28 protein-coding genes and 1 riboswitch are annotated in these 26,628 nt (G+C 72.4%); of the genes, 15 read left to right on the top strand and 13 right to left on the bottom strand.

The window, feature by feature from the left end; translation table 11 throughout:
* Positions 1-54: 54 nt before the first annotated feature.
* Both DEJ03_RS02975 and DEJ03_RS02970 read right to left on the bottom strand, forming a co-directional pair.
* A complete protein-coding gene (locus DEJ03_RS02975) occupies positions 55-525 on the bottom strand; it encodes a GNAT family N-acetyltransferase (RefSeq protein WP_110863431.1) in 471 nt (156 codons plus the stop codon).
* A complete protein-coding gene (locus DEJ03_RS02970) occupies positions 522-1,346 on the bottom strand; it encodes a LysR family transcriptional regulator substrate-binding protein (RefSeq protein WP_181422581.1) in 825 nt (274 codons plus the stop codon). The genes DEJ03_RS02975 and DEJ03_RS02970 overlap by 4 nt, the downstream gene beginning before the upstream one ends.
* Positions 1,347-1,379: 33 nt before the next feature.
* Between DEJ03_RS02970 and DEJ03_RS02965 the strand changes: the two genes are divergently transcribed.
* On the top strand, positions 1,380-1,769 hold the full coding sequence (locus DEJ03_RS02965) for a DUF5997 family protein (protein ID WP_017888549.1): 390 nt from the start codon (positions 1,380-1,382) through the stop codon (positions 1,767-1,769).
* A 40-nt stretch (positions 1,770-1,809) separates the two neighbouring features.
* Positions 1,810-2,316, top strand: coding sequence for a hypothetical protein (locus DEJ03_RS02960; RefSeq protein ID WP_017888550.1), 507 nt, complete (start codon positions 1,810-1,812; stop codon positions 2,314-2,316).
* A gap of 50 nt (positions 2,317-2,366) precedes the next feature.
* Here DEJ03_RS02960 and DEJ03_RS02955 read toward each other — a convergent pair whose 3' ends face one another.
* Together DEJ03_RS02955 and DEJ03_RS02950 are read right to left on the bottom strand one after the other, a co-directional pair.
* Complete coding sequence (locus DEJ03_RS02955) at positions 2,367-2,816, bottom strand: phage holin family protein (protein WP_110863429.1); 450 nt, start codon at positions 2,814-2,816, stop codon at positions 2,367-2,369.
* Positions 2,817-2,989: 173 nt separating this feature from the next.
* A complete protein-coding gene (locus tag DEJ03_RS02950) occupies positions 2,990-4,465 on the bottom strand; it encodes an MFS transporter (protein WP_110863428.1) in 1,476 nt (491 codons plus the stop codon).
* A gap of 119 nt (positions 4,466-4,584) precedes the next feature.
* On the opposite strand from DEJ03_RS02950, the gene DEJ03_RS02945 reads away from it, so the two are divergent.
* Together DEJ03_RS02945 and DEJ03_RS02940 are read left to right on the top strand one after the other, a co-directional pair.
* Entirely contained in the window at positions 4,585-5,151 is a 567-nt protein-coding gene (locus DEJ03_RS02945) for a TetR/AcrR family transcriptional regulator (protein WP_110863427.1), read from the top strand.
* A gap of 9 nt (positions 5,152-5,160) precedes the next feature.
* The gene (locus DEJ03_RS02940) at positions 5,161-5,688 is read left to right on the top strand and encodes an Lrp/AsnC family transcriptional regulator (RefSeq protein WP_027466312.1); all 528 of its coding nucleotides are present in this window, start codon (positions 5,161-5,163) and stop codon (positions 5,686-5,688) included.
* Positions 5,689-5,732: 44 nt separating this feature from the next.
* On the opposite strand, the gene DEJ03_RS02935 is transcribed toward DEJ03_RS02940, so the two are convergent.
* Positions 5,733-6,164, bottom strand: a complete 432-nt coding sequence (locus DEJ03_RS02935) for a GNAT family N-acetyltransferase (protein WP_027466313.1) — start codon at positions 6,162-6,164, stop codon at positions 5,733-5,735.
* Positions 6,165-6,275: 111 nt separating this feature from the next.
* On the opposite strand from DEJ03_RS02935, the gene DEJ03_RS17795 reads away from it, so the two are divergent.
* The 5 genes from DEJ03_RS17795 to ribH all read left to right on the top strand — a co-directional run bounded on the left by DEJ03_RS17795 (position 6,276) and on the right by ribH (position 11,711).
* Complete coding sequence (locus tag DEJ03_RS17795; protein ID WP_181422580.1) at positions 6,276-7,583, top strand: hypothetical protein; 1,308 nt, start codon at positions 6,276-6,278, stop codon at positions 7,581-7,583.
* 87 nt (positions 7,584-7,670) lie between these two features.
* Positions 7,671-9,335: a hypothetical protein gene (locus DEJ03_RS02925; RefSeq protein WP_181422579.1), complete on the top strand. Its 1,665-nt coding sequence runs from the start codon at positions 7,671-7,673 to the stop codon at positions 9,333-9,335.
* 328 nt (positions 9,336-9,663) lie between these two features.
* Positions 9,664-9,798, top strand: a riboswitch (FMN riboswitch).
* 94 nt (positions 9,799-9,892) lie between these two features.
* Complete coding sequence (locus tag DEJ03_RS02920; protein WP_071247477.1) at positions 9,893-10,546, top strand: riboflavin synthase; 654 nt, start codon at positions 9,893-9,895, stop codon at positions 10,544-10,546.
* Positions 10,546-11,235, top strand: a complete 690-nt coding sequence (gene ribB / locus DEJ03_RS02915; RefSeq protein ID WP_110863426.1) for a 3,4-dihydroxy-2-butanone-4-phosphate synthase — start codon at positions 10,546-10,548, stop codon at positions 11,233-11,235. The genes DEJ03_RS02920 and ribB overlap by 1 nt, the downstream gene beginning before the upstream one ends.
* Positions 11,232-11,711, top strand: coding sequence for a 6,7-dimethyl-8-ribityllumazine synthase (ribH, locus tag DEJ03_RS02910; protein WP_071406282.1), 480 nt, complete (start codon positions 11,232-11,234; stop codon positions 11,709-11,711). The genes ribB and ribH overlap by 4 nt, the downstream gene beginning before the upstream one ends.
* A 128-nt stretch (positions 11,712-11,839) precedes the next feature.
* Here the strand turns inward: ribH and DEJ03_RS17790 are convergent, their stop codons facing one another.
* Positions 11,840-12,010 (bottom strand): hypothetical protein, encoded by a 171-nt coding sequence (locus DEJ03_RS17790; RefSeq protein ID WP_017888559.1) that lies wholly within the window; start codon positions 12,008-12,010, stop codon positions 11,840-11,842.
* Between the two features lie 66 nt (positions 12,011-12,076).
* Positions 12,077-12,625 (bottom strand): TetR/AcrR family transcriptional regulator, encoded by a 549-nt coding sequence (locus tag DEJ03_RS02905; protein WP_071406283.1) that lies wholly within the window; start codon positions 12,623-12,625, stop codon positions 12,077-12,079.
* A gap of 155 nt (positions 12,626-12,780) precedes the next feature.
* On the opposite strand from DEJ03_RS02905, the gene DEJ03_RS02900 reads away from it, so the two are divergent.
* The 5 genes from DEJ03_RS02900 (at position 12,781) to DEJ03_RS02880 (ending at position 18,938) form a co-directional block, all read left to right on the top strand.
* Positions 12,781-14,817, top strand: a complete 2,037-nt coding sequence (locus DEJ03_RS02900; RefSeq protein ID WP_110863425.1) for an aldo/keto reductase — start codon at positions 12,781-12,783, stop codon at positions 14,815-14,817.
* Positions 14,796-15,803 carry a LacI family DNA-binding transcriptional regulator gene (locus DEJ03_RS02895; protein ID WP_110863424.1) on the top strand — a complete coding sequence of 336 codons (1,008 nt, stop codon included), beginning with the start codon at positions 14,796-14,798 and terminating at the stop codon, positions 15,801-15,803. The genes DEJ03_RS02900 and DEJ03_RS02895 overlap by 22 nt, the downstream gene beginning before the upstream one ends.
* Before the next feature lie 213 nt (positions 15,804-16,016).
* On the top strand, positions 16,017-17,540 hold the full coding sequence (locus DEJ03_RS02890) for an MFS transporter (protein ID WP_110863423.1): 1,524 nt from the start codon (positions 16,017-16,019) through the stop codon (positions 17,538-17,540).
* 229 nt (positions 17,541-17,769) lie between these two features.
* Positions 17,770-18,279 carry a flavin reductase family protein gene (locus DEJ03_RS02885; RefSeq protein WP_027466322.1) on the top strand — a complete coding sequence of 170 codons (510 nt, stop codon included), beginning with the start codon at positions 17,770-17,772 and terminating at the stop codon, positions 18,277-18,279.
* A 44-nt stretch (positions 18,280-18,323) separates the two neighbouring features.
* Entirely contained in the window at positions 18,324-18,938 is a 615-nt protein-coding gene (locus DEJ03_RS02880) for a superoxide dismutase (protein WP_027466323.1), read from the top strand.
* A 153-nt stretch (positions 18,939-19,091) separates the two neighbouring features.
* Here the strand turns inward: DEJ03_RS02880 and DEJ03_RS02875 are convergent, their stop codons facing one another.
* Positions 19,092-19,673, bottom strand: a complete 582-nt coding sequence (locus tag DEJ03_RS02875) for a TetR/AcrR family transcriptional regulator (RefSeq protein ID WP_110863422.1) — start codon at positions 19,671-19,673, stop codon at positions 19,092-19,094.
* Positions 19,674-19,831: 158 nt separating this feature from the next.
* On the opposite strand from DEJ03_RS02875, the gene DEJ03_RS02870 reads away from it, so the two are divergent.
* Positions 19,832-20,803 (top strand): carbohydrate kinase family protein, encoded by a 972-nt coding sequence (locus tag DEJ03_RS02870; RefSeq protein ID WP_110863421.1) that lies wholly within the window; start codon positions 19,832-19,834, stop codon positions 20,801-20,803.
* Between the two features lie 77 nt (positions 20,804-20,880).
* Here the strand turns inward: DEJ03_RS02870 and DEJ03_RS02865 are convergent, their stop codons facing one another.
* The 5 genes from DEJ03_RS02865 to upp all read right to left on the bottom strand — a co-directional run bounded on the left by DEJ03_RS02865 (position 20,881) and on the right by upp (position 26,554).
* Positions 20,881-22,353 (bottom strand): serine hydrolase, encoded by a 1,473-nt coding sequence (locus DEJ03_RS02865; RefSeq protein ID WP_181422578.1) that lies wholly within the window; start codon positions 22,351-22,353, stop codon positions 20,881-20,883.
* On the bottom strand, positions 22,350-23,699 hold the full coding sequence (locus tag DEJ03_RS02860) for a deoxyribodipyrimidine photo-lyase (protein WP_110863419.1): 1,350 nt from the start codon (positions 23,697-23,699) through the stop codon (positions 22,350-22,352). The genes DEJ03_RS02865 and DEJ03_RS02860 overlap by 4 nt, the downstream gene beginning before the upstream one ends.
* A complete protein-coding gene (locus DEJ03_RS02855) occupies positions 23,696-24,205 on the bottom strand; it encodes a MarR family winged helix-turn-helix transcriptional regulator (protein WP_181422577.1) in 510 nt (169 codons plus the stop codon). Before DEJ03_RS02855 ends, DEJ03_RS02860 begins: the two co-directional genes overlap by 4 nt.
* A gap of 258 nt (positions 24,206-24,463) precedes the next feature.
* The gene (locus tag DEJ03_RS02850) at positions 24,464-25,231 is read right to left on the bottom strand and encodes a winged helix-turn-helix domain-containing protein (RefSeq protein WP_110863417.1); all 768 of its coding nucleotides are present in this window, start codon (positions 25,229-25,231) and stop codon (positions 24,464-24,466) included.
* 687 nt (positions 25,232-25,918) lie between these two features.
* Complete coding sequence (gene upp, locus DEJ03_RS02845; protein WP_071406290.1) at positions 25,919-26,554, bottom strand: uracil phosphoribosyltransferase; 636 nt, start codon at positions 26,552-26,554, stop codon at positions 25,919-25,921.
* Positions 26,555-26,628: the final 74 nt, after the last annotated feature.

Here is a 26,628-nt window from a genome sequence, read left to right as displayed (position 1 = left end):
CACGCGGGGTGTTGTGACCCGAGCAGCGGCAGCAGCAGCAGCCGCCGCCGCGGGCTAGACCAGCGGCTTCCGCATCTGCGCCGACGTCACCTGGTACCCGAGCGCCGCGTAGAGCTCCTGCGCCCCGGTGTTGTAGCCGAACACGTTCAGCCCGATGCTCGTCGCACCGTGCTCCGCAGCGGCGCGGTGCCCGAGCTCGAGCGCCCGCCGTGCGTGCCCGCGGCGCCGGTGTGCCTCGTCGATCTCGACGTTGAACACCCACCAGTCGGTGCTGCCCGGCGTGAGCGGTCCGATCCACAGGTACCCGATGACGGTGTCGTCCTGGTCGGTGACGTCCCACACGAGCTGCCCGTCAGCGGGGGACCCGCCCGGGAACCAGCGGTCCCGTGACTGCTGCTCGTTCGCCTCGGCCTGCTCGCGGGTCTCGCCCGCCTGCATCCGCGACTCGACGTACTCGGCCATCGTGCGCTGGAGCCAGGCCGGGAGGCGCGTGGCCGGCATCAGTGCCAGCCGCGTGTCCGTCATCGGTTGCCCTTGGAACCCCGGCTCGGCTTCCCGCGCATCTTGCCGCGTCCGGGTGTCGGCCCCTTGCCGGTGTTCGACTTCTTGCCGGCGCCGGACTTACCGCTGCCGGGCGACTTCGCCTTGGCCTTGCCGCCGGCGCCCGCGGCGCCGCCCTTGGAACCCGACGCACCCGACCCGCCGGACCCACCCGACCCGCTGGACGAGCCCTTGGCACCCGACCCGGCCTTGGCGCCGGCACGAACCGGACGCGAGTCGTCGTCGGCGTCGCGATCCGGGCCTCCTGGCTGGCGCGAACTGTTGGCGGTCCGCCCGCGCACCACGCCGATGAACTCCTCGGTAGTCTCGGTGGCGTCCTCGTCCCGCCAGACCAGCGCGATGCGCGTGCCCTCGGCGTCCATGAGCGGACGACCGACCAGGTCCTTGCGGCTGGCGGCGCGGAACAGTGACTGGGGGAGCACGACGACGCCGACGTTCGACTCGACCAGGTCGAGCGATCCGTCGATGTCGGCGGGCACCGGGCCGGCGTCGATCACGTGGACCTCGGCGTCGGCGAGGTCGACCTCGGCGAGTTCGGCGAGGGGGGAGTCCTTGGGCATCGCGACGACGGCCGTCTCGGTCCAGAGCGGGATGGCGTTGTGCTGCTCGGACACGGGCATGCGTGCGAAGACCATGTCGGCCTCGCCGGCCAGCGTGTCGTCGACGTCGTCGGCGCCGATCGGCCGCAGCCGGAGCTCGATGGAGGGGAAGCGTTCCCGCCAGACACGGGCCCACTTTGCGGGGGAGACCCCCGGCACGAAGGCGATGGTGAGAGCCGCGGTCATGCAGACGAGCATAGGGGCCGTACCCTTGTCCTCATGGCGCAGGAACAGACCATGAAGCCCGAGACGGCTGCGAAGAAGCTCGGCATCTTGCTGACGGCGGCTCCGGAGTCCTTCCAGAGCGCTCCCCTCACGCGGACCGCCTTCGACGAGCTCCGCACCGAACCCCCGACCTGGCTCGAGGACCTCCGACGCGACGGCCCGCACCCGCGACCCGTCGTGGCGCAGAAGCTCGGCATCTCCATCTCCGGCCTGAGCCGTGCGGGGATCGACGACGCACTGACGACGGCGGACATCAAGACGCTGCTCGAGCAGAAGCCCGAGTGGCTCGTCCGTGAGCGTGCGACGCAGGCCGCCGTGCACGCCGAGAACGCCCGCGTGAAGCAGGAGCGCGCCGCCAAGGCCGCTGCCCGCGCCGAGGACTGACCCCACCCCGCACCACTCCGCCGCACCGAGGACGCCCCACGTGCACGAGACCGTCGCCGACGCCATGCTCGTCGTGCCGCAGTTCGCGTCCGTGTGCTGCATCGTCGGTGACCGCTACCGACCGCGCCCGGGCGTGATCGTGCCGGCGGGCGTGATGCTCGTCGCGATGCTGATGCCCGTCGTCGACGCCGGAGCGGTGTGGACCCTGTTCGCCGCGACCCTCCTGCTCCTGCTCGCGCCGTTGCCCGTGATGCGTCGCCGCCGCGCCGACGGTCGCCGCGCGGAGCCGATGGACGTCCACCGCGCGCTCTCCGCCGTCGTGATGGCGGGCATGCTGCTGATGGGCCACGCCTCGGGCGTCGCCGGCGACCACGCCGGGCACGGCATCGCCCTGTCCGCGGTGCTCGGCGCCGGCGTGATCGGCTACTGCGCGTTCAGCGGTTGGCTGCTCCGGTACGAGTGGGGCCGCGAGGACCGGCGGGCCGTCCGCAGCGGCGAGGTCTTCGCGATGACCGTCGCGGTGGTCGGCATGACCCTGGCGATGTAGCGGAGCGAGCGCTGGCGGTCGCGGCCCCCGCCGCAGGTCCGTCGGGTCCGTCAGTCGCGCGCGGCGCTGTCCGTCTGGGCGTCCGCCGCGTGCGTCACCCGCTGCTTCGCCGCCTGGATCGTGTCCTTCGGCACCGGCGGCACACCCCGCCGGATCCCGCGCAGGCCGACGACGAACAGGATCGCGGTCACGATCGCGAACACGACGAACGTGATCCCGGTCGCCGCCCACAGCGGCAGCGCCAGGGCGAGCAGCGCCACCGCGAAGCCGGCCAGCGCGACCAGGGTCGTCAGGGCGAACCCGACGGCCACCCCGGTGAGCACCAGCCCGGTCTTCGCACCGCTCGCGCGCTCGCCGATCTCGCGCCGCGCCGAGGCGACCTCCTCGCGGACGGCGCGCAGCACCGGCTCGAGGGCCTTCTGCACGAGTCCGGCGGTCACGGTGTCGCGGAACGACGGCCGTCCGGGAGCGGTGGTGTCGTCGTGGTCGGTGCTGCTCATGGGGTCTCCTGTCCGGGCGCGGCGGTCCGCGTCCCCTGACGGGACGCGACCGGTCCGATGATCGTCACGCTGACTCGCGTGTGCCCGGTGCGTTCCCAGGTTGCGCAACGGACGGGAGGCCCGCCCCGCGTCGACGACGCTGGACGGGCCTCCCGGTGGTCGGGCCCGATGCCCTACTCGGTGACCTCCTCGAGGTCGTCGATCCCACGGGCGGCGGCCGCTGCGCGGCGGGCACGCATGGACGGCGCGGCGAGCGCGGCGAGCACGGCCACCACCGCCACACCGGTGCACGCCCAGAACCCGATGGTGAAGGCGTCGTCGGTGGGCAGTCCCTGGGGTGTGCTGTGCGAGGTGATGAGCGCTGCGATGACGGCGGTGCCGACGCTCGAGCCGATGGTGCGGACGACCGTGTTGGCGCTGATGGCCTCACCGGTCTGGTTCGCGGGGACGCTCTCGATGATCGCGTTCGAGCAGGCGGCGAGGGCCATGCCGATGCCGATGCCGGTCAGGACACCGGAGGCCACCACCTGCCACAGCTCGGCGTGTGCGATCGCCGGCAGCACGAACGCGGCGACGATGGCGAACCCACCGATGAGCATCGGCGGCTTCGGGCCGACCTTGCGTACCAGGATGCCCGCGATCGGCCCGGCGACGACCATCATCACGACGGTCGGCAGCAGGAAGAGACCGGCCTGGGTGACGTCCTTGCCGAAGCCGTAGCCGAGCGCCGTCGGGAGCTGCAGCAGCGTCGGCACGAGGACGAAGGTGCCGAACATCGCGAACCCGAAGACGAGTGCGACGACGTGGGCGGTCCAGACGCCGCGGACCGCGAAGAGCCGGACGTCGATGAGCGGCTCGGCGACCCGGAGCTCGACCAGGACGAACACGACCAGTGCGACGGCGCCGAGGGCCAGCAGGCCGATGGTCTTGCCGTCGCCCCAGCCCCAGGTCTCGCCCTCGCTGACGGCGAGCAGGATGGCGACGAGCGACACCGCGAGGACGAACGTGCCGGCCATGTCCAGGCGACCGGGCTTCCGGACCGGGGACTCCGGCATCCCGAAGACCGCACCGAGCAGTGCGATGACGACGAGCACGGCGGGGAGCCAGAACAGCCAGTGCCACGACAGGTGCTCGACGATGGGCCCGGCCGCGACGATGCCGACACCGGCACCGATACCGAAGATCGCCGACAGCAGACCGATCGTGACGCTGACCTTCTCCTTCGGCAGCTCGTCACGCACGATGCCGATCGACAGCGGCATCACCGCTCCGGCGGCGCCCTGCAGCGCGCGCCCGACGATCAGGACGCCGAGGTTCGGTGCGAGGGCGGCGAGCACGGCGCCGACGAGCAGGATCGACAGCACGACGATCAGGACCTTGCGCTTGCCGATCATGTCGCCGAGGCGACCGAGGATCGGCGTGAGCACCGAGGCGGAGAGCAGGTACGCGGTGAGCACCCAGCTCGTCGCACTGGTGGAGGCGCCGAGGTCCTGCCCGATGGTCGACAGTGCCGGGGCGACCAGTGACTGCAGGACCGCGAAGGACAGGCCGCCGAGGGACAGGTAGACGATGATCGCCGTGCTGTTCGGCCGGCGTCCGTCGGTGGTGGGGTGCGAGCCGGTCCGTGGGCTCTGCATGGTGTCGGTCATCGTGCTCCGTGTCGTCGTGGTCGTCGATGTAAACAATTGCTGACATGACGAGGGTACGCGTTCGAGAGGGCATGTCAACGCTTGCTTACATCCCTGTGAGGACCGCTAGGCTGCGCTCCATGAGCAAGGACGCCGCGGCCACCCGACTCCTGCTCGTGCAGGCCGCCCGGCGTCGGTTCGCCTTCGACGGATACCGCGGGACGACGGTGCGCGACATCGCCGGGGACGCCGGGGTGAACGTCGCCCTCATCAACCGGTACTTCGGCTCGAAGGAGGGGCTCTTCCGCGCCTGCCTCGACCGCGTCGTCCGCGACCTGGGGGCCGAAGAGGCGAGCCAGCAGGGCCTCGAACGGGCGCTGACCGGCATCATCACGCACATCGTGCGCGCCCCGACCGACGACGACTCCCTGCAGCTCATGCTCCTGCTCCGGTCCTCCGGCGACGACGGCGCCGATGCCATCCGCCGTGAGACGCTGCGCCGGTACGCCGAACGGCTCGCGGGCACGGTCGGCGGCGCGGGGTCCGAGGAGCTGCTCGTCCGTGCCGAGATCGCGCTGGCGGTGGTGCTCGGGATGTCGATGCTCCGGCAGTCCACCGCGGTGGAACCGCTGGCATCCGCCGACGACGCCGTCGTGTCGGCCGCGCTCGAGGACGCCCTCCGCGCCCTGCTCGCGCCGTCGCGGTAGCGTCGAGGCGTGTCCGACCGTCCCGCACGTCGCCCCGACCCCGCTCCGCGCCTCGACGAGGTCGACGAGCGCATCCTCTGGACCCTGTCGGCCGACGCCCGGATCCCGAACAACCGGCTCGCGGCCGCCGTCGGCATCGCGCCGTCGACCTGCCTGGCACGGGTCCGTGCGCTCGAGGACGCCGGGGTGATCCGCGGCTACCGAGCCGAGGTGGACGTCGCCCGGCTCGGGTTCTCGATCGAGGCGATGGTGTCCGTCCGGGTGCACGCCGCAGCCCGCCACGAACTGCGGGACTTCGCCAAGCGCCTGCTGCGGGTGCCCGTCGTGCAGGACGTGTCGTTCCTGGCGGGGGACAAGGACTTCCTCGTGCACATCGCGTGCGAGTCGACCGAGCAGCTCCGGGACTTCGTGGCCGACGAGCTCAGCGGTGACCCCTCGGTGGCGACGACGCAGACGAACATCGTGTTCGAACGCCTCGTCGCCGACCGGGCCACGCAGGGCCGCTCGTTCGACGAACTGCGGCGCTGGCGGGCCTGACGCGCGAAAGCCCTGATCAGCGCGGTCAGAACAGCGCCGTCGGGTCAGCGCTTCCGGGTCATCGGGATGTGCGGGATGCGGTCCTCCAGGTACTCGTCGCCCGAGCGCACGAAGCCGAAGCGGCCGTACCACTGCTCCAGGTGCGACTGGGCACCGAGGGCGATGCTCGGCGAACGGGACTCGGCGATCGCTGCCTCCATGAGCTGCGCGCCGAGCCCCTGGCCGCGGGCGTGCTTCGCGGTGGCGACCCGGCCGATGCGCTCGGTGCCGTCGGGCTCGCGGAGCAGGCGGAGCGTCGCGTCCACCGAACCGTTGCCGGCCCAGAACTGCACGGTGCCGGGCTCGAGGTCACGGCCGTCGATGTCGCCGTACGCGGCTTCCTGCTCGACGACGAAGACGTCCTGGCGGAGCCGCAGGATCTCGTGCAGCGTGACGATGTCCAGGTTGCGGGTCGGAGCGTTGAAGATCGAGACCACGGACGGCCCTTCCTGAGAATTTCTTCCGAAACAGGGTGTGTTCCGGACCGGATCGGCGTACATTGCCGGTCAACCACTCTACGTGCGCAGCCGAGATCAGGAGGTGAGCGCATGGACCACCCGTTGCGCCCACCCTGGCGCGCCGCACTCCGCATCGTGCTGCTGGGCGTCGGGACGCTCGCCGCCCTCGTGCTGCTGTCCCTGCTCCTCGGCGCGCGACCGGCCTCCGCCGCGACGACCTCTGCCGCACCGACCGAGCAGCGCGGACTCGTCGGCAGCGTCGTCGACGGCGTCGGTGGCACCGTGCAGGGCGTGACCGGTGAGGTCGGCAAGGTCGTCGGCGGCGTGACGGATCCCGTCCGCAAGGCCGTGGCACCCACACCCGCACCTGCTCCGGCCCCCGCGCCCGTACCTGCTCCGGTGCCCGCAGCGCCCGCACCGGCACCCGCAGCCCCCGCTCCGGCTCCCGCAACCCCCGCGCCGTCGAGCCCCGCTCCGGTCGCGACCACCCCGGCTGCCGAGCCGACCACGACCGCCCCTGCGGCCCACCCGGCCACGCGCCCGGTGCGACAGGTCGTCGACCAGGTGAGCAGCGCCTCCAGGCCGGCCACCGACACCGTCGCGAACGTCCTGCGCCCCGTCACCGGAACCGTGGAACGCGTCACGGACGCGCGCCCCGTGACCGCCGTCGTCGACACCGTCGACGACGTGGTCGGCAGCGTCCCGGTGGTCGGCGCGGTCCTCGGCGACGACGCCCTCGGCACCGTCACCGGTCCGGTCACGGGCCTGGTCGACGACACGCTCGGCTCGGTCGGCACGACCGTCGGCACCGTCCCCGACGTGGTCGAGGGCGTCGTCCCGTCCGTCGGCGGCACCCTGCCAGGAGGCACGGACCCCGTCGTCGACGTCCCCGCGCTCCCGGTGGGCGGCGGCTCGAACCCGTCCGCCGGGCCCGTCCCGTCGGTGCCGGTCGCGAACACACCCGTCCGGCCCGGAACCGTCGCCCCGCAGGGCGCCACGGTGCCCATCGCACCCACACCCGCATCCGCGCGCGTCGTCGCTGCCGATGCCGTGGGCGACCGCGCAGCCGGACTCCGCCCGTCGGAGCCCGTCGACGTAGCCGCCACGACGGCAACGGTCGGCCCGGTCGTCTCGGCCGTCGATGTGCAGGACGCGACCCTCGGCGGACACGCGCTGCTCGTCCCCGCGGACGGTGAGGGCCACGGGCTCCCGTTCGACGGAGCCGACGCCGGCGTGCTCGGTGGCAGTGCCTCCTCGACCTCCGGCGGCGCAGCAGCCGTCGGCATCGTCGGCTCGACCGACGACATCGTCTCCCTCGCCGCGGGGTCTCGCGGCACGCTCTCCGACGACGCGGTCCCCGCATCGGTCGTCGGCGAGCACGACGTCGCCCCTGACTGAGATCGGTGCGCCTGTCCGCCACGGCAGGCACGCACACATCCCGGCTGCGTCCGCGGTCGGTGACGATCTCGATCAGGGAGTACGACCATGAACAAGTACGTCTCCAGAGGGCTCTGGTTCGCCCTCTTCGTCGGCGGGCTCACGCTCGGCGGCACGGCTGCGGCGAACGCGGCCACGACATCCGGTGCCGACGGCACCGTCTCGGGCACCCAGGTGGCCCCCTCCGTGGACGCCCCGGTGTCCCTCGGCGGCAACGCGATCGCCGTGCTCGGCGACGCGGTGTCGACGGCGACGGGGTCCACGCCCGCCGCTCCGGCGCCTGCTCCGGCTCCGGCCACGACCGCTCCTGCCCCCAGCACCTCGGGCCAGGACGGCACGCTCTCGGGCACCCAGGTGGTGCCGGACGTCGCGGCACCGGTGACGGTCGGCGGCAACGCCGTGGCGGTCGCCGGTGACGCGGTCTCGGCCGCCGCACCCGCACCCGCGGCAGCTCCGGCGCCTGCAGCACCGGCACCGGCACCGGCTCCTGCTGCTCCTGCCGCTCCCACTCCGAGCACCTCGGGCGAGGACGGCACCGCTTCCGGCACCCAGGTCGCCCCGGCCGTGACCGTCCCCGTGACGGTGGCCGGCAACGGGATCGGCGTCCTCGGCGACGGCACCGCGACGTCGACCGCCCCGGCGGCGGCGACCACTCCGGCGCCGGCTGCCGAAGCACCGTCGGCACCCAGCACCTCGGGTACCGACGGACTGCTCTCCGGCACCCAGGTGACCGGCCTGGTCGACGTCCCGGTGACGATCGGTGGCAACGGCATCGGTGTCCTCGGTGACGGGACCGCGACGGGCACGGCGCCCGCTGCGGGCACGGGTACCGGAACTGCTCCGGCGGCCGGTGGTTCGACCTCTGGTTCGGACGGCACGGCTTCGGGCACGCAGGTGTCCCCGGTCGTCTCGATCCCGGTCACGGTGGCGGACAACGGCATCGGGCTGCTCGGGACGGGCACCGCGACGGGGACGGCGCCCGCTGCGGGCACGGGCACGGGTACCGGGACCGCTCCGGCGGCCGGTGGTACGACCTCGGGTTCGGACGGCACGGCTTCGGGTACGCAGGTGTCCCCGGTCGTCGACGTCCCGGTGACGATCGGTGGCAACGGCATCGGCGTCCTCGGTGACGGCACGAGCACCGGCGGCGCCACGGCTCCGGCCACCGGCACCACGACCCCGACGGCCGGCGGTTCGACCTCCGGCGACGGCGGCCTGCTCTCCGGCACCCAGGTCACCCCGGTGATCAGCCTGCCGATCACGATCGGCGGCAACGGGATCGGCATCGTCGGTGACGGCACCAGCACCACCCCCGGCACCGGCACGAACCCCGGGACCAACCCGGGCACGGACCCGGGCACGGACCCCGGTACCGACCCCGGTACGGACCCCGGTACCGACCCGGGCACCGTCCCCACCGACGGGACGGGCACCGACACCGGCACCACGCCCGGCACGGCGACCATCCCGGTGGGCGTGGTCGGCGTCGTCGAGCCGCCCCGGGCCTCCACTGCGGGTGTGGTGACCACCACGACCGCTGCCACCAGCGGGGTCCGCACCAGCGCCGGGACCGTCGCGGCAGCCGCCGCGGCCGGTGACGGCCAGCCGGAGCTCGCCTACACGGGAGCCGGCTCGCCGGTCCTGCCCGCCGGGTTCGCGCTCCTGCTGCTCCTCGCCGGAGCGGGCACGCTCGTGCTCCGTCGCCGGCACTGACCGGCGGGTGATCGAGGGGCGTCACACCGTGGCGCCCCTCGTCACCATGCCCGGGGGGGCGTGCGCGTTCCGCGACAGAACACCGGAGGATCGACGGATGTCCTGTCGGAACATGTCGGCGCATCGGATGCGTGTGCATGTTCCGACGGACCGCTCGTCGATCGACTCGTGCATCGTCGCAGTGCGGACGCCGGACGCCGGACGCCGGACGCGGACGTCGGAGACCGCGGGTGCCACGTGCTCACCGCGCCCGGGGGAGACGCCCGGTTACGACGGCGCTGCCACCGTGGCGCGGCCGTCAGCGGCCTGGGGTATCGTTCCGACTACGCAAGCGCTCCGGGGTCGGTGTAATTCCGAGCCGGTGGTGACAGTCCACGAACTGATGACGGGTGCGAACCCGACAGAGGTTGACCCGGTGGGATTCCGGGACCGACGGTGAAAGTCCGGATGGGAGGCGCGCTGGGCGGACAGGACGACCCCACGACCCGTGGGGTGCGACCCGTCCGTCGATGCCGACGATCGTCGAACGCCCCCGGAGTCCCGTTGAGAGGACACCAGTGTTCACCGGCATCATCGAGGAACTCGGCACCGTCACCGCCGTCGAGCAGCAGGGCGACTCCGTCGCGCTCACCGTCCACGGCCCCGTCGTCGTGCAGGACGCCCGGCACGGCGACTCGATCGCGACGAGTGGTGTCTGCCTGACCGTCGTCGAGCAGACCCCCGAGACCTTCACCGCCTTCGTCATGAAGCAGACCCTCGACATGAGCGCCCACGGTGCACTCCGGGTGGGGGACCGCCTGAACCTCGAGCGCGCCGCCTCGGTGGGTGACCGCCTGGGCGGGCACATCGTGCAGGGCCACATCGACGGCACCGCCACGGTGCTCGAGACGGCAGACGGTGACGGCTGGCGACGCGTGCGGTTCTCGCTCGCGCCGGCGCTCAGCCCGCTCGTGGTCGACAAGGGCTCGATCGCGCTCGACGGCGTCTCGCTCACGGTCAGCGCGGTCTCACCCGAGGACACCGCGCCCGACGCGGCCTGGTTCGAGGTGAGCCTGATCCCCGAGACGCTCGAGGCGACGACGCTCGGGCTCCGCGTGCCGGGTGACCGGGTGAACGTCGAGACCGACGTCCTGGCACGGCACGTCCGCCGCATGCTGCGGCTCGACGCCGCGGCGCAGTCGCTCGAGACCGTCGGATCGGAGGCCCGGTGATGGTCGCCGAGACCGGTGCCGTCCCGCAGGCACTCGGGCTGTCGAGCATCGAGGCCGCGATCGCGTCGATCGCCGCCGGGCGCCCGGTGATCGTGGTCGACGACGAGGACCGCGAGAACGAGGGTGACGTCATCCTGTCCGCCGAGCTCGCCTCGCCGGAGTGGATCGCGTGGACTGTGGCGCACTCGTCCGGGTTCATCTGCGCGCCGCTCAGCACCGAGATCGCCGACGCCCTCGACCTGCCGCCGATGGTGGCGCACAACGAGGACGTCCGCGGCACGGCCTACACGGTCACCGTCGACGCCGCCGTCGGCGTGACCACGGGCATCAGCGCCCACGACCGTGCCCGTACGCTGCGGGTCCTCGCCGACCCGACCTCGGTGCGCGACGACCTGCACCGCCCCGGACACGTGGTGCCCCTGCGCGCACGACCGGGCGGGGTCCGGGAGCGCGCCGGGCACACCGAAGCAGCGATCGAGCTCGTCACAGCAGCCGGGCTCCGGCCCGCTGCGGCGATCTGCGAGATCGTCGACGAGGACGGCAGCATGATGCGGCTGCCGGCGCTCGTCGCACTCGGGGCGCGCGAGGGCGTGCCCGTCATCACCATCGCCGCGCTCGCCGAGTGGCTGGACGCGGCAGACCGGGCGGCGGCAGCGACCGCAGCGCCCACGGAAGGAACGACACGATGAGCGGAGCAGGCGCGGCGGACCGCGACCAGGTCGACGGCACCGGGATCCGGGTGGCCGTCATCGCCGGACAGTGGCACGACACCATCGCCGCGGGCCTGCTGGCCGGCGCACAGCGCGAGGTCGAGCGGCTCGGGGCGACGGCCGAGGTCATCCCCGTCCCCGGCAGCTTCGAGCTGCCCGTGGTCGCGAAGACCGCGCTCGAGGCCGGTTTCGACGCGGCGGTCGCGCTCGGCGTCATCATCCGCGGCGGCACCCCGCACTTCGAGTACGTCTCGGGTGCTGCGACGAGCGGCCTGACGCAGGTCGCGATCGACACCGGCAAGCCCGTCGGGTTCGGCGTGCTCACGCTGGACGACGAGCAGCAGGGACTCGACCGCGCCGGGCTGCCCGACTCCAAGGAGGACAAGGGCGCCGAGGCCGCACACGCGGCGATCAGCACCGCGGTGACGCTGCGGTCCCTGCGCCTCCCGGTCTGATCGGCTCGTGATCTGACGCTCCACGCAGAACGGCCCCGCACCGGTGAGGTGCGGGGCCGTTCTGTGCTTGCTGGTCCGCGCTTGCTGGCCAGCGGCGGTGCTTGCTGGCTCGCGGCAGTGCTTGCTGGCTAGCGCTTGCCGAACACGTGGATCGGCAGGAAGAAGGAGAGGCTCATCAGGAGCACGCCGGCCATGAAGACGAAGGCCTGGCCCGACTCGACCTGGAAGGCGAACCCGAACAGGTACATCGACACCAGCAGCAGCAGGATCGAGAAAACAGCGGCGATGACGCGGCCCACGGGATACCTCCGGGTGTCGACGAGTGGATCGTTCCCCAGTCTATCCCCAGCCGGGGGTGTGCCGGTTCACGCTCCGGGTCGCGTCGCGATCAGACGGTCGACGACGGTGAGCAGGGTCTCCATGTCGACGCTGCCCCGCTTCGGTCGTACCTCGCTCGCAGCACCGAGTGAGGCCTGGTGGTACAGCCCGTCGCCGAGAAGCTTGACGGCCTGCGCGGTCGGCTCGTCGCCGAGGGCGTCGACGAGGGTCGCGAGCCAGGCGTTCTCGGTGTCGTCGAGGGTGCGTCCGGCCTCTTCGTAGCCGGCCTGCTGCAGGCGGCTCGCGGCGAGCAGGGCGAGGTCCAGCTCGCTGCCGACGAACAGGCAGTTGCGGACGAAGTAGCGCGCGGCACCGTCCTCGGCGTCCTGCATGCGCTCGACGTCGATCGCGGACAGGTCGGACAGGCGTTCGCAGAGCCCCTCGACCAGCGCGGCCTTGGACCCGAAGTGGTAGAGCAGGCCGCCCTTCGAGACACCGGCGCGCGCGGCGACGGCGTCGAGCGTGGCGGGACGCTCGCCTTCCTCGCACACGATGGCGACGAAGCTGTCGAGGACACGGTCGCGGGCACTGGCCATGCCCAGAGTCTAGGAGCAGTTCCGGGGGTCGCGGACGCCGGCTCCTCCGCCACCGCCGTGAACGCTCACGAATCGCCGCAGGACCATTGCCGATCGCTCTGGCGCCCGCTAGCGTCGAACCGACCGTGAAGGTTCACGAGACGACAAGGATCCGCATGTCAGCGCAGACGGCGAACACCGCCACCACTCCGACCTCGACCACCACCGACGGCCCCGGGTGGGCCGTCCTCGGCCCCGGCGGCATCGCCCGACGCTTCCTCTCGCAGCTGCCCGCCAGCGGGGGCGTCCTGGTCGCGGCCGGCAGTTCGTCCGCCGAGCGGGCGCAGGTCTTCGCCGACGAGGCCGCCGGGTTCGGGTTCACGGACGTGACCGCCGGGACCTACGACGAGGTCCTCGCCGACCCGCGGGTGGACGCCGTCTACGTGTCGACCGTGCACACCGGGCACGCCCGGCTCGTGATCGCCGCACTCGAGGCCGGCAAGGCCGTCCTGTGCGAGAAGCCCCTCGCCGTGAACCACGGGACCGCGATGGCGCTCACGGACGCCGCACGCCAGGCCGGTCTGCCGCTCGTCGAGGCGTTCATGTACCGCTTCCACCCGCAGACCGCGGCACTGCTCGACCTGATCCGCGACGGCGTGATCGGCGACGTGACCCACGTCGACGCCTCGTTCGCGTTCCGGACGGGCGAGCGCACCGGTCGACTGTTCGACGTCGGCACCGCCGGCGGCGGGATCCTCGACGTCGGCGGGTACCCGGTGACGATGGCCGCGGCGATCGTGCAGGCCGCGACCGGGGTCGCCGTCGCCGAGCCCGTGGACCTCACCGCCACGGGCACGCTCGGGCCGACCGGGGTCGACGAGTGGACGGTCGCGCAGCTCACCTACCGGGGCGGGATCACGGCGACGGTCCGGACCGGCGTCTTCGTGCAGGACGACAACGCCGTGTCGGTGTACGGCTCGCGCGGTCGCATCGTGCTCACCGACCCGTGGACCCTGGGCGACGATCCCACCATCGAGATCCACACCGTCGACGAACCCCCTCGCTCGCTGTCGTTCGCGGGTGAGCACCCCTACGCCCGAGAAGCCGACGCCACCACCGACGCCCTGCGTGCCGGCGGGGTCGAAGCGGCGCAGATGACCATCGACGAGACCCTCGCCACCGCCCGCACGCTCGACAGGTGGCGCGCGGCGATCGGCCTGCGCTACCCGTTCGAGGCGGAGACCGCCGACATCCCGACCGTGTCCGGCCGGCCGCTCACCGTGCAGGACGGCAACCCGATGCGCTACGGCGAGGTGCCGGGCGTCGGCAAGCGGATGTCCCGCCTGGTGATGGGCGTCGACAACCAGCCGGACCTGGCACACGCCAGCGCGATCTTCGACCTGTTCGTCGAGCAGGGCGGCAACGTCTTCGACACCGGCTACATCTACGGCGGCGGTGTGCTCGAGGGCAGGCTCGGCAAGTGGATCCAGAACCGGGGGATCCGCGAGGACGTGGTCGTCATCACGAAGGGCGCCCACACCCCGCACTGTGACCCGGAGTCGATCACCCGCCAGCTGCTCGAGAGCCTCGAGCGCCAGGGCACCGACTACGCGGACATCTACATGATGCACCGCGACAACCCCGACATCCCGGTGGGGGAGTTCGTCGACGTGCTCGACGAGCACCGCCGGGCCGGCCGCATCCGTGTGTACGGCGGCTCGAACTGGACTCCCGCACGGTTCGACGAGGCGAACGCCTACGCACGCGCCAACGGCAAGCACGGGTTCGAGGTGCTCAGCAACCACTTCGGTCTCGCCGAGGCGTACGACGTGCCGTGGGACGGCTGCGAACACGCGACCGATGCGGCGTCGAAGGCGTGGCTCGAGGAACGCCAGGTCCCGCTTCTGCCCTGGTCCTCGCAGGCCCGCGGGTTCTTCACCGGCCGCGCGACGCCCGAGGACACCAGCGACGCCGAACTCGTCCGCTGCTACTACTCGGACGACAACTTCGAGCGGCTCCGGCGTGCGCGGGAGCTCGGCGAGCAGTTCGGCGTCCCCGCGACGGCGATCGCCCTTGCGTACGTGCTCAACCAGCCGTTCCCGACGTTCCCGCTCTTCGGACCCCGTACGATCGCGGAGGCCCGGTCGTCCATGACCGGCCTCTCCGTCGAACTCTCCCCGGAACAGGTGGCATGGCTGGACCTCCGCGCCTGACCCCGGGCGGCCGCGCGACGATCATCGACGTCGCCGCGGCCGCCGGGGTGTCCCGGCAGACCGTCACCCGCGCGATGAACGGCATGTCCGGCATCAGCGCGGCGACCAAGGACCGCGTGCTCCAGGCCGCGGCGGCGCTCGACTACCGTCCGTCGCGCTTCGGCCGTGGGCTCGTCACGGGTGGCGACCACCAGCTCGGGCTCGTCGTCAACGACCTGCGGAACCCCTACGCACCGGCACTCGCATCCGCGGTGCTCGGCCTGGCCGCCGCCCGCGGGTGGAACGTCATGCTCGCCGACGTCGGGCTCGCGAGCGACTCGGACCGGATGGTGGAGTCCCTCGGCGCCCAGACCGACGTCGTGATCGGCTACCTCGGGTCCCGCGCGCCGGAGTGGATCGAACGGCTCGGCTCGGTCCCGGTCGTCGAGCTCGACCCCTCGGGGCCGGTGACCCGCGCCGCGGTCCGGATCGACCCGACCGCCGCGATCGAGGACCTCGCCGACCACCTCGTCGACGTCGGGGTGAAGCACCCCGTCGTGCTCGACGCCGCCGCCGACGGCGCGCCGAGTCAGCGCGGGGAGCACATGGTCGCGGCACTCCGGCGGCGCGGGTACCTGCCCGACCTCGTCGTCGCGTCCGCGCCCACCGCCGAGGCCGGCGCCGGGCAGACCGAGCGGATCCTCGCCGAGCACCGGCGGGTGGACGCGGTCCTGGCGTTCAACGACGTGCTGGCGCTCGGCGTGCTGTCGGCCTGCCGTCGTGCCGGGGTCGACGTCCCCGGGGACGTCCGCGTGGTCGGCGTCGACGGCCTGTCGCTCGGGACGCTCGTCGCACCGACGCTCACCACGCTGGCCGTCGACCTCGACGAGGTCGCGGGTCAGGCCCTCGACCTGGCGCTCGGCATGCTCGCGGGCGAGCTGCCGCGCTCGGGCGCGGCCGTCGAGCGCACGGTGCGCCACCGGTTGCTGCTCCGCGAATCGGCGTAGGCCCGACGACGCCACCAGGGGATCGTCCGCAGGCCCGTGGCGGGACCGCCACGGGCCTCCTGGCCGTCGTCAGTTGCATTTGCAACCAAAACCGTCCGGACGGTACACTAACGGAGTCCTGACGGGGCGCGTGTCCATCCCGCGTCCCGTCTCGTCTGCCCCACGTACCACCCGCCGTCGACCTGGTCCGGCTCGAAGTCCCAGGAGTCCGCCGTGTCCGCACTGCTCACCAGCCCCGTCGCCACCCGCGTCACCGGGAGCCGCGCCCGACGGTTCCTGGCGCTCGCCGTGCTCATGCTCCCGGTCCTGCTCATCTCGGTCGACAACACCATCCTGAGCTTCGCGCTGCCGTCGATCAGCCGCGCGCTGAACCCGGACGCGACCACGCAGCTCTGGATCGTGGACGCGTACCCGCTGGTGCTCGCCGGCCTGCTCGTCGTGATGGGCAGCATCGGTGACCGCATCGGCCGCCGGCGGATCCTGGTGATCGGGGCGACCGGGTTCGCACTGTTCTCGGTGGCCGCGGCCTTCGCGACCGACGCCTGGATGCTCGTCGCGGCCCGGATCGCCATGGGCGTCTTCGGCGCGATGCTCATGCCCGCCACGCTCTCGATCATCCGCAACGTGTTCGTGGACGCGGGGGAGCGGCGGATGGCGCTCGCCGTCTGGTCGACGATGTTCGCGGCCGGCAACGCCCTCGGCCCGCTCGTCGGCGGCGCGCTGCTCGCGCACTTCCACTGGGGCAGCGTGTTCCTCGTCGCGGTGCCGATCCTCGTGCTCATGCTCGTCGGCGTGCCGTTCTGCGTGCCGGAGTCCCGCGACCCGATGCCCGGGCCGGTCGACCTGCCGAGCATGTTCCTGTCCCTCGGCGCGCTCGCACCGATCGCGTGGGCCATCAAGTCGGTCGTGCACCCCGAGGAGCGCGGCCTCGCGATCGCCATGCTCGCCGTCGGTGTCGTGTGCGGCATCGCGTTCGTCCGTCGCCAGCTGCGGTCCCGCACGCCGATGCTCGACCTGCGGCTGTTCCGCAGCACGGCCTTCACCGGCAGCGTGCTGATGAACCTGGCGGCGATGTTCTCGCTCACCGGGTTCCTGTTCTTCATCGCCCAGCACCTGCAGCTCGTGGCCGGGCTCGACCCGTTCGCATCCGGCATCGTGCTCATCCCGGGGTCGGTCCTGACCATCGTCGCCGGGCTCGCGGTCGTGCCGATCGTGGCGCGTGTCGCCCCGCGCTGGGTCGTGTCGGTCGCGCTGCTGTTCTCGGCGGCGGCGTACGCCCTGGTCGCGGTCCTCGGACACCACGCCTCCATCGCCGCCCTGGCGTTCGCGTTCGTGCTGCTCGGCATCGGGATCGGCGCGTCCGAGACCGTGACGAACGACCTCATCATCTCGACGGCACCGGCGGACAAGGCGGGTGCGGCGTCGGCGATGTCCGAGACGGCGTACGAGATCGGCGCCGTGCTCGGCACCGCGGTGCTCGGGACGATCCTGGCCACGACCTACCGGGCGCACGTCGTGGTGCCCGACGGGTTGTCCTCGGCGGCGCACATCGCGGCGCAGGAGACCCTCGGCGGCGCGGTCGCCGCGGCGGGCCAGCTCGGCGGCAGCGCCGGGCAGGTGCTGCTCGAGTCGGCGCGGGCGGCCTTCGACTCCGGCGTGACGATCACGGCGGGTGTCGCCGCGGTGCTCATGGTGGTGGCGGCCGCGGGTGCGCTCGTCATGCTCAAGCGCCGCTGAGCGGCCGCGCGGGCGCGCGCTGCGCCGCGAGCGCCGCTGCGCTTCGTGAGCAGGAATGGTCGGGTCGCCGTGCGTGACCCGACCATTCCTGCTCACGAAGCGCCCGCAACGGCGCGCCCGGCCACGCCCGAACCTGTGAATCGTTGACCTCAACCAGGGTTCAGGTCATACGTTGGGTGACAGCCGCCGAGTGACGGCAGCCCCTCCCGAAGGAACGACCACGATCACCATGCCCGACGAAGCACCGGCAACCATCGCCGACGCGTACAAGTCCGCCTTCCGCGGGCACCCTGCCGGCGTCGCCGTCATCACGGCCGAAGGCCCCGACGGACCGACCGGCCTCACCGCCTCGAGCGTCGCGAGCGTCGCCGTCGACCCGCCCGTGCTGGTCTTCTCGCTCTCGACGAACTCCGGCTCGGCCGGGGTCGTGCTCGGTGCGCCGCTGTTCGTCGTGCACCTGGTCGACTCCCTCGGGGTCGCACTGGCGAAGCGCTTCGCCTCGACCGGCAGCCCGGCCGCTGACGACCCGATCTGGGGCACCCTGCCGTCCGGCGACCGCTACCTGCCGAGTGCGGCGAGTGCGCTCCGCTGCCGACCGCTGTCGACGACCCCCATCGGCAGCTCGACCGTCGTCGTGGCCGAGGTGCTCGACATCATCGTCGGCGCCGACCGCGGCGAGCCGCTGGTCTACCACAACCGGGAATTCCACTCCCTCACCGATCGTTCCCGGCTCTCGTGAGCCGCGGAGCCGCGTCCACAACCCACTGATCGAAAGGACCTCACATGGCTGAGTACACCCTGCCGGAACTGCCGTACGACTACGCCGCGCTCGAGCCGCACATCAGCGGCAAGATCATGCAGCTGCACCACGACAAGCACCACCAGGCCTACGTGACCGGTGCCAACACCGCGCTGCAGCAGCTCGGTGAGGCCCGTGAGTCCGGCAACTTCGGCGCGATCAACAAGCTCGAGAAGGACCTCGCGTTCCACCTCGGTGGTCACGTGAACCACTCGATCTTCTGGACCAACCTCGGCCCGGACACGAAGGTCCCCGAGGGCGAGCTCGCCGCGGCGATCGACGAGTTCTTCGGTTCGTTCGAGAAGTTCCAGGCGCAGTTCGCCGCCGTCGCGAACGGCATCCAGGGCTCCGGCTGGTCCGTGCTGGCCTGGGACACCGTGGGCCAGAAGCTCACCACGTTCCAGCTCTTCGACCAGCAGGGCAACATCCCGTTCGGCCTCGTCCCGATCTTCATGCTCGACATGTGGGAGCACGCCTTCTACCTCGACTACCTGAACGTCAAGGCGGACTACGTCAAGGCCGTCTGGAACATCGTCGACTGGGAGAACGTCGCCGCTCGTTTCGAGAACGCGAAGTCGCAGCGGTTCGTCACGCTCTGATCCGCGTCGGCGGGTCACCACGGTGACCACCTGACGAACGGGAGGCACGGTGCCAGCTGGCACCGTGCCTCCCGTTCGTGGTCCGGGTCACGTTCCGGGCCGTGCGCCGTTGCCGGGTACGCGAGCGGTCCGCGATCGCGTTCGCGCGTGCGCTCAGCGCGCGCGGTCTGCGGCGGCCGTGCTGGCTGCCAGGTCGTGGGCGATGCGACGCAGTGCGGCGTCAGCATCGGTGTGCGCGCCGTCGACGAGCGCGCCCCACTGGGCTCCGCGGGCGGCCATGACCGTGTGCTGGGCCGCACGTTCGGCGAGGACGGGGTCGGCGCCGTGTGCTCGGCACCAGGCCCGGATGGCGGCGACCTGGCAGCGGTGCGCGCGGCGCTGCCGGTCACGCCCGTCGAGGGACTCGACCGACCCGAGTTCGAAGGTGAGCCGTGCGGCCAGCGCACGGTGCGTGTCGTCGAGCCCGCCGAAGGTCGCGACCAGGTGATCGGCGAGGGCGTCCGTGTCGGCGGCGGGGTCGAGCGCGGGCGTTCGGTGCGAGGTCGCGAGGTGCTCGACGACGGAGTCGATCAGGGCGTCGCGGGAGCCGAAGTGGTAGACGACCGGGTAGGCGCTCGTCCCGAGTACGCGGCCGAGGCCCCGGACCGTGACGTCCTCGATCTTGGTCTCGACGAAGTGGTCGACGACCTTCTCGAGGATCGCGGGTTTGCGGGTGGGGTCGGGCTTCCTGGGCATGGCATCTCCGTCGTCGGGGCGGTGGTCGCGCGACCGCCCACATACTAGCAGCCGGTATATCAGTGACACCATTGGTCGTTGTGTGCGATCTCTCCGCGAAACCTCCGTTTTCACCGATAGAAACGGAGAAAAACTCGGCTCCGGGTAGACTGTTGCGGATGTCCATGCCGTACGAGGGCGCTCTGCCGCCGTCACGGCCCGAGGGGACCCGCGCCGGACGGGTGGTCGCGGGCCGTCGTCGCGGCGCCGGAAAACGCTTCCTGGTCGTCGGGGACGTCCTGGACGGCGTCCTCGTGCACACCACCGCACACCGGATCGGGGTGCACGACCCCGCTGCGGAGATCCGCCACCGGCCGACCGGTGCCGGTGGCAACACGGCCACGTGGCTCGGCTGGCTCGGGGCCGAGGTCGACGTCGTCGCCCGGGTCGGGGTCGATGACGTCTACCGCCACGAGCGCGCGCTCGAGGACGCCGGGGTCCGCGCCCACCTGCGGTACGACGCGATGACGTCCACCGGGGTCGTGGTCTCGGTCCGCAACGACCACGGTCGCACCGCGATGTCGGACCCCGCCGCGAGCGGGAAGATCAGCGCCGCCGACGTCCCGCCGTCGGTGGTCGCCCGCGCCGACATCGTGCACCTGACCGGGGCCGCCATGCTCGGCGGCGGAGCCGACCGGCTCGCCGACCTCGTGGCGTGCGCCCGGACGGGGCCGGCGCGCGTGGCGGTGGACCCCTCGTCGGTGGCGGTGATCGAGGCGATCGGTGCCGACCGGTTCCTCGAGGCCCTGCGGGGCGTCGACGTGATCTTCCCCGACCAGCACGAGGCGCTCGCCCTCGCCGGGGGTGACGACCTCGACGCCGCGGTGCGGCGGCTGACCGAGCACGTCCCGCTGGTCGTCGTCACGGCCGGGGCCGACGGCGCGTTCATCGGGCGCCGGGGCCGCAGCGTCCACCGGGTGCCCGCGACACCGGCGACCGTCGTCGACACCATCGGGGCGGGGGACGCCTTCGTCGCCGGGTTCGTCCGTGCGTGGGCGACGGATCCGGTCCGCGTCGGTGCTGCAGCCCGCGAGGGCACCCGGGTCGCCGCGCGGGCACTCGGCTTCGTGGGCGGACGACCGCCGGTCTGAGGCGGGCGCGCCTCCGTGGTGCCGTCGGGTCAGCGCGCCGTCAGACCAGCGCTCCGACGGTTCAGCGCGCCGTCAGATCAGCGCTCGGACGGTTCAGCGACGACGTTCAGGGTCTGGACGCGCCCCGCGGCGGCGGGCGCCAGCCGGATCTCGACGCGCAGTCGCCCGCAGGTGCCGGGGAGCCACCAGCGCAGGTGCGACGGCGCCGCCGAGTACTCGGACACCGGTGCGGCACCGAGGTCGGCACCGACGTCCGCGACGGCCTGCGCCACAGCCCGCCGCCGTCGGTCGTACGGCACGTCCATCGCCACGTTGGGCGTGCAGATCGCGTCCGCCAGGTCGTCCCGCCAGTCGGCCAGGAGGCGCGTCACGGCGACCTGGGCGGCTCGCGTCGCGCGGGTGGTCGCCACCACCCCGGTGCTCGCTCCGGTCACGTCGGTACTGGCTCCCGGCGCGTCGGGTGTGTGAGCCGTCAGCGCCGCGTCGAGCACGAGGTCGTGCGCCTGCTGGGCGACCGCGGAGACCTTGGCCTGCGTGGCGTTCTCGAACGCGACGACCCCGAAGCCGTCGCGCACGGACCACCGCATGTGCGCGGAGAAGCCCGGGTAGCCGCCGGAGTGCGAGACGAGCTCGCCGAAGCGGTCGTCCTGCTCGACGAACAGCCCGAAGCCGTACGCCGTCGCGCGGGCAGAACCCGGGACGACGGACGACGGGACGACCCGCATCGCCTGCTGCATCAGCCGGCGGTCAGCGGGGGAGACCGGGCCGGGTTCCGGTGCGGCGGAGAACGCCGAACCGAGGTGCGTCGCCCAGCGCGCCAGGTCACGCACGGTCGAGAAGAGCCCGCCGATCGACGAGAAGGCACCGGGGCCGGTCATCGGCAGGGGTTCCCAGTCGCCCTCGTGTCCGCGGACACCGGTGACCACGAAGCCGGTCGACTCGGCGGCGCTGAACACCGTGTCGGTGAGGCCGAGGGGACGGAGCACGGTCTCGCTGGCGGCCGCGGTGAAGGGCTGCCCCGTCACGGCGGCGACGACCCGGCCGAGCAGCGCGTAGCCGAGGTTCGAGTAGGCGAAGCGGGTGCCGGGCAGCGAGTCGAACAGCAGGCCGCCGCGCAAGACCTCGTCGAGCTCGGCGTCCGAGATCGACTCCTGCCGGTCGGCCCAGGGGTCGTCGGTGGGGAACCCGGCCGACATCGTCAGCAGCATCCGCACCGTGGGGACGGGGGAGTCCGGGGTCGGCAGGGTGACGGCGCCGAAGGCCGGCACGAAGTCGGTGATCGGCGCGTCGAGGTCGAGTGCACCCCGGGCGACGAGGGTCAGCAGGGTCGCGGCGGTGACGCTCTTGGTACAGGAAGCGATGCGGTACACGGTGTCGGCGTCCGGGCTCCGGCCGTCACCGCGGTCACCGTGCCCGCCGGACGCGACGAGGCCGGAGCGGTCGAACACGCCCCACACGCTGCTCGGCGCGATGCCCTGTTCGACGCGAGCACGGAACAGCTCGTCGACCTGGTCGACGATCGCAGCGATCGCGGGGTGCGACCCGGTCACGAGCGCCGCATCCGTTCGTAGGCGTCGAGCGCCCGCTGCCGCGACGCCTTCAGGTCGACCATCGGCTCGGGGCGCAGCTCGTCGGCGGGGACCCAGCGGTGGACGTACTCGCGGTGCGGGTCGAAGCGCTCGAGTTGCCGATCGGGGTTGAAGACGCGGAAGTACGGGGCGGCGTCGAAGCCGGAGCCCGCGACCCACTGCCAGTTCGCCGCGTTGTTGGCGGGGTCGGCATCGACCAGGGTGTCCCAGAACCACTGCTCCCCGACGCGCCAGTCGACGAGCAGGTTCTTCACGAGGAAGCTGCCGGCGGCCAGCCGCACCCGGTTGTGCATGGCGCCGCTGTGCCAGAGCTCGCGCATGCCCGCGTCGACCAGGTCGAATCCGGTCAGACCCTGCCGCCAGCGGTCGAGCTCGGCCGCTTCCGGGTCACGCCACGGGAACGCGTCGAAGTTCCGACGGACGTTGACGGTGGCGATGTCGTCGCAGTGGAAGTACTCGTTCCAGTTGAACTCGCGCCACGCCAGCTGCCGGAGGAACGCCGCGGCGTTCTGGCGCTGGGCGGGCTCGAGCCGCTCGTGCAGGCGATGCCACACCTGGTACGGGCTGATCTCGCCCCACCGCAGGAACGGCGACAGGCTGCTCGTGGCCTCCATCGCGGGCTCGTCGCGCTGGTCGTAGTCCTCGAGCGCGTGCTCGACGAAGTGCTCGAGCTGCTGCTGGGCGCCGTGCTCGCCCGGGCTCCAGGCGTCACGGAGTCCGCCGGCCCAGTCGGGCTTCGTCGGCAGCAGTGCCCAGTCGGCCAGCGCGTCACCGGTGATGTCGGCCGCCGCCGGGAGGTCGTCGGGGTCGGGCAGGGGGTGGCGCGGTTCGGGCAGCGCCTGGACGGCGTTCCAGAACGGGGTGAAGACCTTGTACGGCTCGCCCTGCCCGGTGAGCACCGTCCACGGTTCCCAGAGCAGGTTCGCGGCGAAGCTGTGCGCCTCGATGCCACGGTCGTGCAGGGCCGCCTTGATGCCGGCGTCGATGTCCCGCTCGACGGCGCCGTACCGACGGTTCCAGTACACGGCGTCCGCCCCGGTGTCGGCGACGAGCTGGTCGATCGCCTTCGCCGCGGCGCCGCGCCGGAGGACCAGCCGGGAGCCCCGCTCGCGCAGGTCGGCATCGAGGGCGGTCAGGGAGTGGTGCAGCCACCAGCGGCTCGCGGCACCGATCGGACGGAGCCCGGAGGACTGCTCGTCGAGGACGACCACCACCGTGACGTCGCCACCGTGGTCGATCGCCGCACGGAGCGCCGGGTTGTCCGACAGCCGCAGGTCGTCACGGAGCCAGACGATCGCGCCGGTCACACCGTGGCCGCATCCGCAGCGACCGGGCGGACCGTCGACCGCCGGCCCGGAGTCGTGCCGACCGCCAGTCGGAGCTTCGTGCAGAGTTCGGTGAGGGTGCGGAGTTCGGGGTCGGACAGCCCGGCGCCGACCTGCTGCGCGATGCTCGCCGCGTGCTGCACGGCGACCTGACGGTAGACGTCGAAGCCGTGCGGGGTCAGCGCCACGATCACCCCGCGGGCGTCGGTCGGGTCCGGCTGCTTCTCGACGATGCCGCGGGCGAGCAGTCGGTCGACCAGACGGCTGACGCTCGGCTGGGTGAGGAGGAGGTGCCCGGTGAGGTCGCGCATGCGGCAGCGGCGGCCGGGCTGGGTCGACAGGTTGAAGCAGACGTCGTACTCGTTGAACGAGATCTCGTCGCCGGGGAAGTCCGCGTTGAGACTCCGCATCACGGCGACCTGGGCGCGGAAGAGCGCTTCCCAGGCAGCGACGGCGGTCGCCTTCTCACTGCGGCGTGTCTCGCTCACGTTCGCGTTCCCTCCGGTCGTACGGTCTGACCACACTACCGACGGGGTCCGACAGGAGTCGGGCGACATGCACGAGGGCCGGCCGCCTGTCGGCGACCGGCCCTCTCCCTTGCACCAAGAGTTTCCTGCAATCACATTCCACAGGCGGTGCCACAGCAAACACTGCCTGCGCAACCGACTGTATAACGAAGCGGTAACGGCGCGCCAGCCTCTCCGCGGCCGGTTCGCTGCGAGTTCACCAAGAGCAACCGATCACGCTCAGAAGAGGTCGGGCGACGGGGTCGACGCGTACCGCACGGCGACGTCGGCGTGCCGGTCGAAGCGGTAGCCGACGCCGCGCACGGTGCGGACGATCTCCTCGAACGCGCCGAGCTTGGAGCGCAGCCGACGCACGTGCACGTCGATGGTGCGCTCGTTCGGGGTCTCGTCCTCGCCGTCCGACCAGAGGCCCTCGATGATCGCGGAACGGTCGACGGTCTGGCCCTCGCGGAGGACCAGGAACTGCAGGAGCTCGAACTCCTTGTAGGTCAGGGGCGCCGCTTCGCCGTCGAGGGTCACGCGCTTCCGGGAGATGTCGATGACGACGCCGGTCTCCTCGGGCTCGGGCTTCTCGGCCTGCTTGCGGGCGGCCACCGCTGAGCGGTCCTGCAGGGCGAGGCGGACGACGTCGACGTCACGGCCACCGGAGTGCTCGGCGGCGACGGCGACGGCCGCGTACGTCTCGGACGACGGGACGAGCTGCGCGGTGAGGGCCTTGAGCTGCTCGACCACCGCGGCCAGGGTCGTGCCGGCGGCGGCGGCCTTCGCTTCGTCGATGCCGACGTACAGGGCGAAGCCGCGGGCCTCGGTGCCGTCGGGGAGTGCGCGGTTCCGCTGCGGCGCGATTACGGGGCTCGTCGGCACGGTGGCCGCTCCGGTGGCCGCCGGGGAGGCCGGGCGCGGGCGGATCGGCGTCACGGTGCCGAGGTCGGTCGGAGCCGGTGCGGTGCGGAGCGCGGTGCGGGGCTGGGCGATGGTGAGCGACATGGTGGTTCTCCGGGCGGTGTGGCCGGTGCGCTGGTGGCGCGGCGGCCGGTGTCGAATGCGTCATCCCGGGTGCGGCGGTACGCCGATGTGCCCTGCGGTCCTGCTGCGGACCGGGGCCGACCCGGGGGAACGGGAGACAGACCTCGTGACGTGGTGCGCGTCGCCGACGGTGTCCGTCACCCGGGGATCACGCGCTCGCGACGGGGGTGGTGTCGCGGGGGATCCGGCTGGAACGGGTGCCGATCAGGCACACATTCGACAACGCATGACCGGCATGGTCGGCATCATCACGCCGACGGTCCCCACTGCCCCTGCGGAGGAGCACGCCTCGGAGAGGACGCGGGTGGACACGGTTGCAGTCATGTGACGAGTATCTGCGGTATACCAACGCGGTGTCAACCGTCCGCGCGGACGGTGCGGTGGGCGTGACCGCACGGACGTCGAGTGCCACGCCCGTTCTTTCCCATTGCACCCGCGATGGAAGGTGGAATCGGGCGTACCGGGTGGAAAGAACCGACCGGGTACGCCCGGAACGACCTGGTACGCCCGGAACGACCTGGTACGCCCGGAACGACCTGGTACGCCCGGAACGGGCGGGTGCGGTGGGCGCGACGCGCGCCACGACGGACTGGAGGCGCGGTGCCAGCTGGCACCGCGCCTCCAGTCCGAGAAGTGGCGGGGTCTGCGCTACTCGGCCAGGCCGTAGAGCCGGTCGCCGGCGTCGCCGAGGCCCGGGACGATGTACCCGTTCTCGTCGAGCTTCTCGTCGAGCGCACCGAGGACGATCGAGACGTTGCGGTCGCCGACGGCCTGCTCGACCATGGCGAGCCCCTCGGGGGCGCCGAGGATGCACACGCACGTGATCTCCTGCGCACCGCGGGCGAACAGGAAGTCGATCGCGGCGGCGAGAGTGCCACCGGTGGCGAGCATCGGGTCGAGCACGAAGCACTGCCGCCCGGACAGGTCGTCGGGCAGGCGCTCGGCGTAGGTCTGCGGCTCGAGCGTCTCCTCGTTGCGGGCCATGCCGAGGAAGCCGACCTCGGCGGTCGGGACGAGCTTGACCATGCCCTCGAGCATGCCGAGCCCGGCGCGGAGGATCGGGACGACGAGCGGCCGCGGCTTGGCGATCGCGACGCCCATGGTGTGCGCCACCGGCGTGTCGATCGGCGTCGCCGTGACCCGGACGCCCCGCGTGGCCTCGTACGCGAGGAGCGTGACGAGCTCCTCGGTCAGCGCGCGGAACGTGGGGGAGGGCGTCGTACGGTCGCGGAGCACCGAGAGCTTGTGGGTGATGAGCGGGTGGTCGGCGACGTGGACTCGCATAGGGTCGAGCCTAGCGTGCCGTCGACCGTCAGGAGGTCCCGTGGAGGAGCCCGCAGCCCGCCCGTTCGTCCCGG

The organism is Curtobacterium sp. MCLR17_043 (genome assembly GCF_003224215.1).
GTDB classification, from domain to species: Bacteria; Actinomycetota; Actinomycetes; order Actinomycetales; family Microbacteriaceae; genus Curtobacterium; species Curtobacterium flaccumfaciens.
This window is presented reverse-complemented; position numbering and strand designations above follow the sequence as displayed.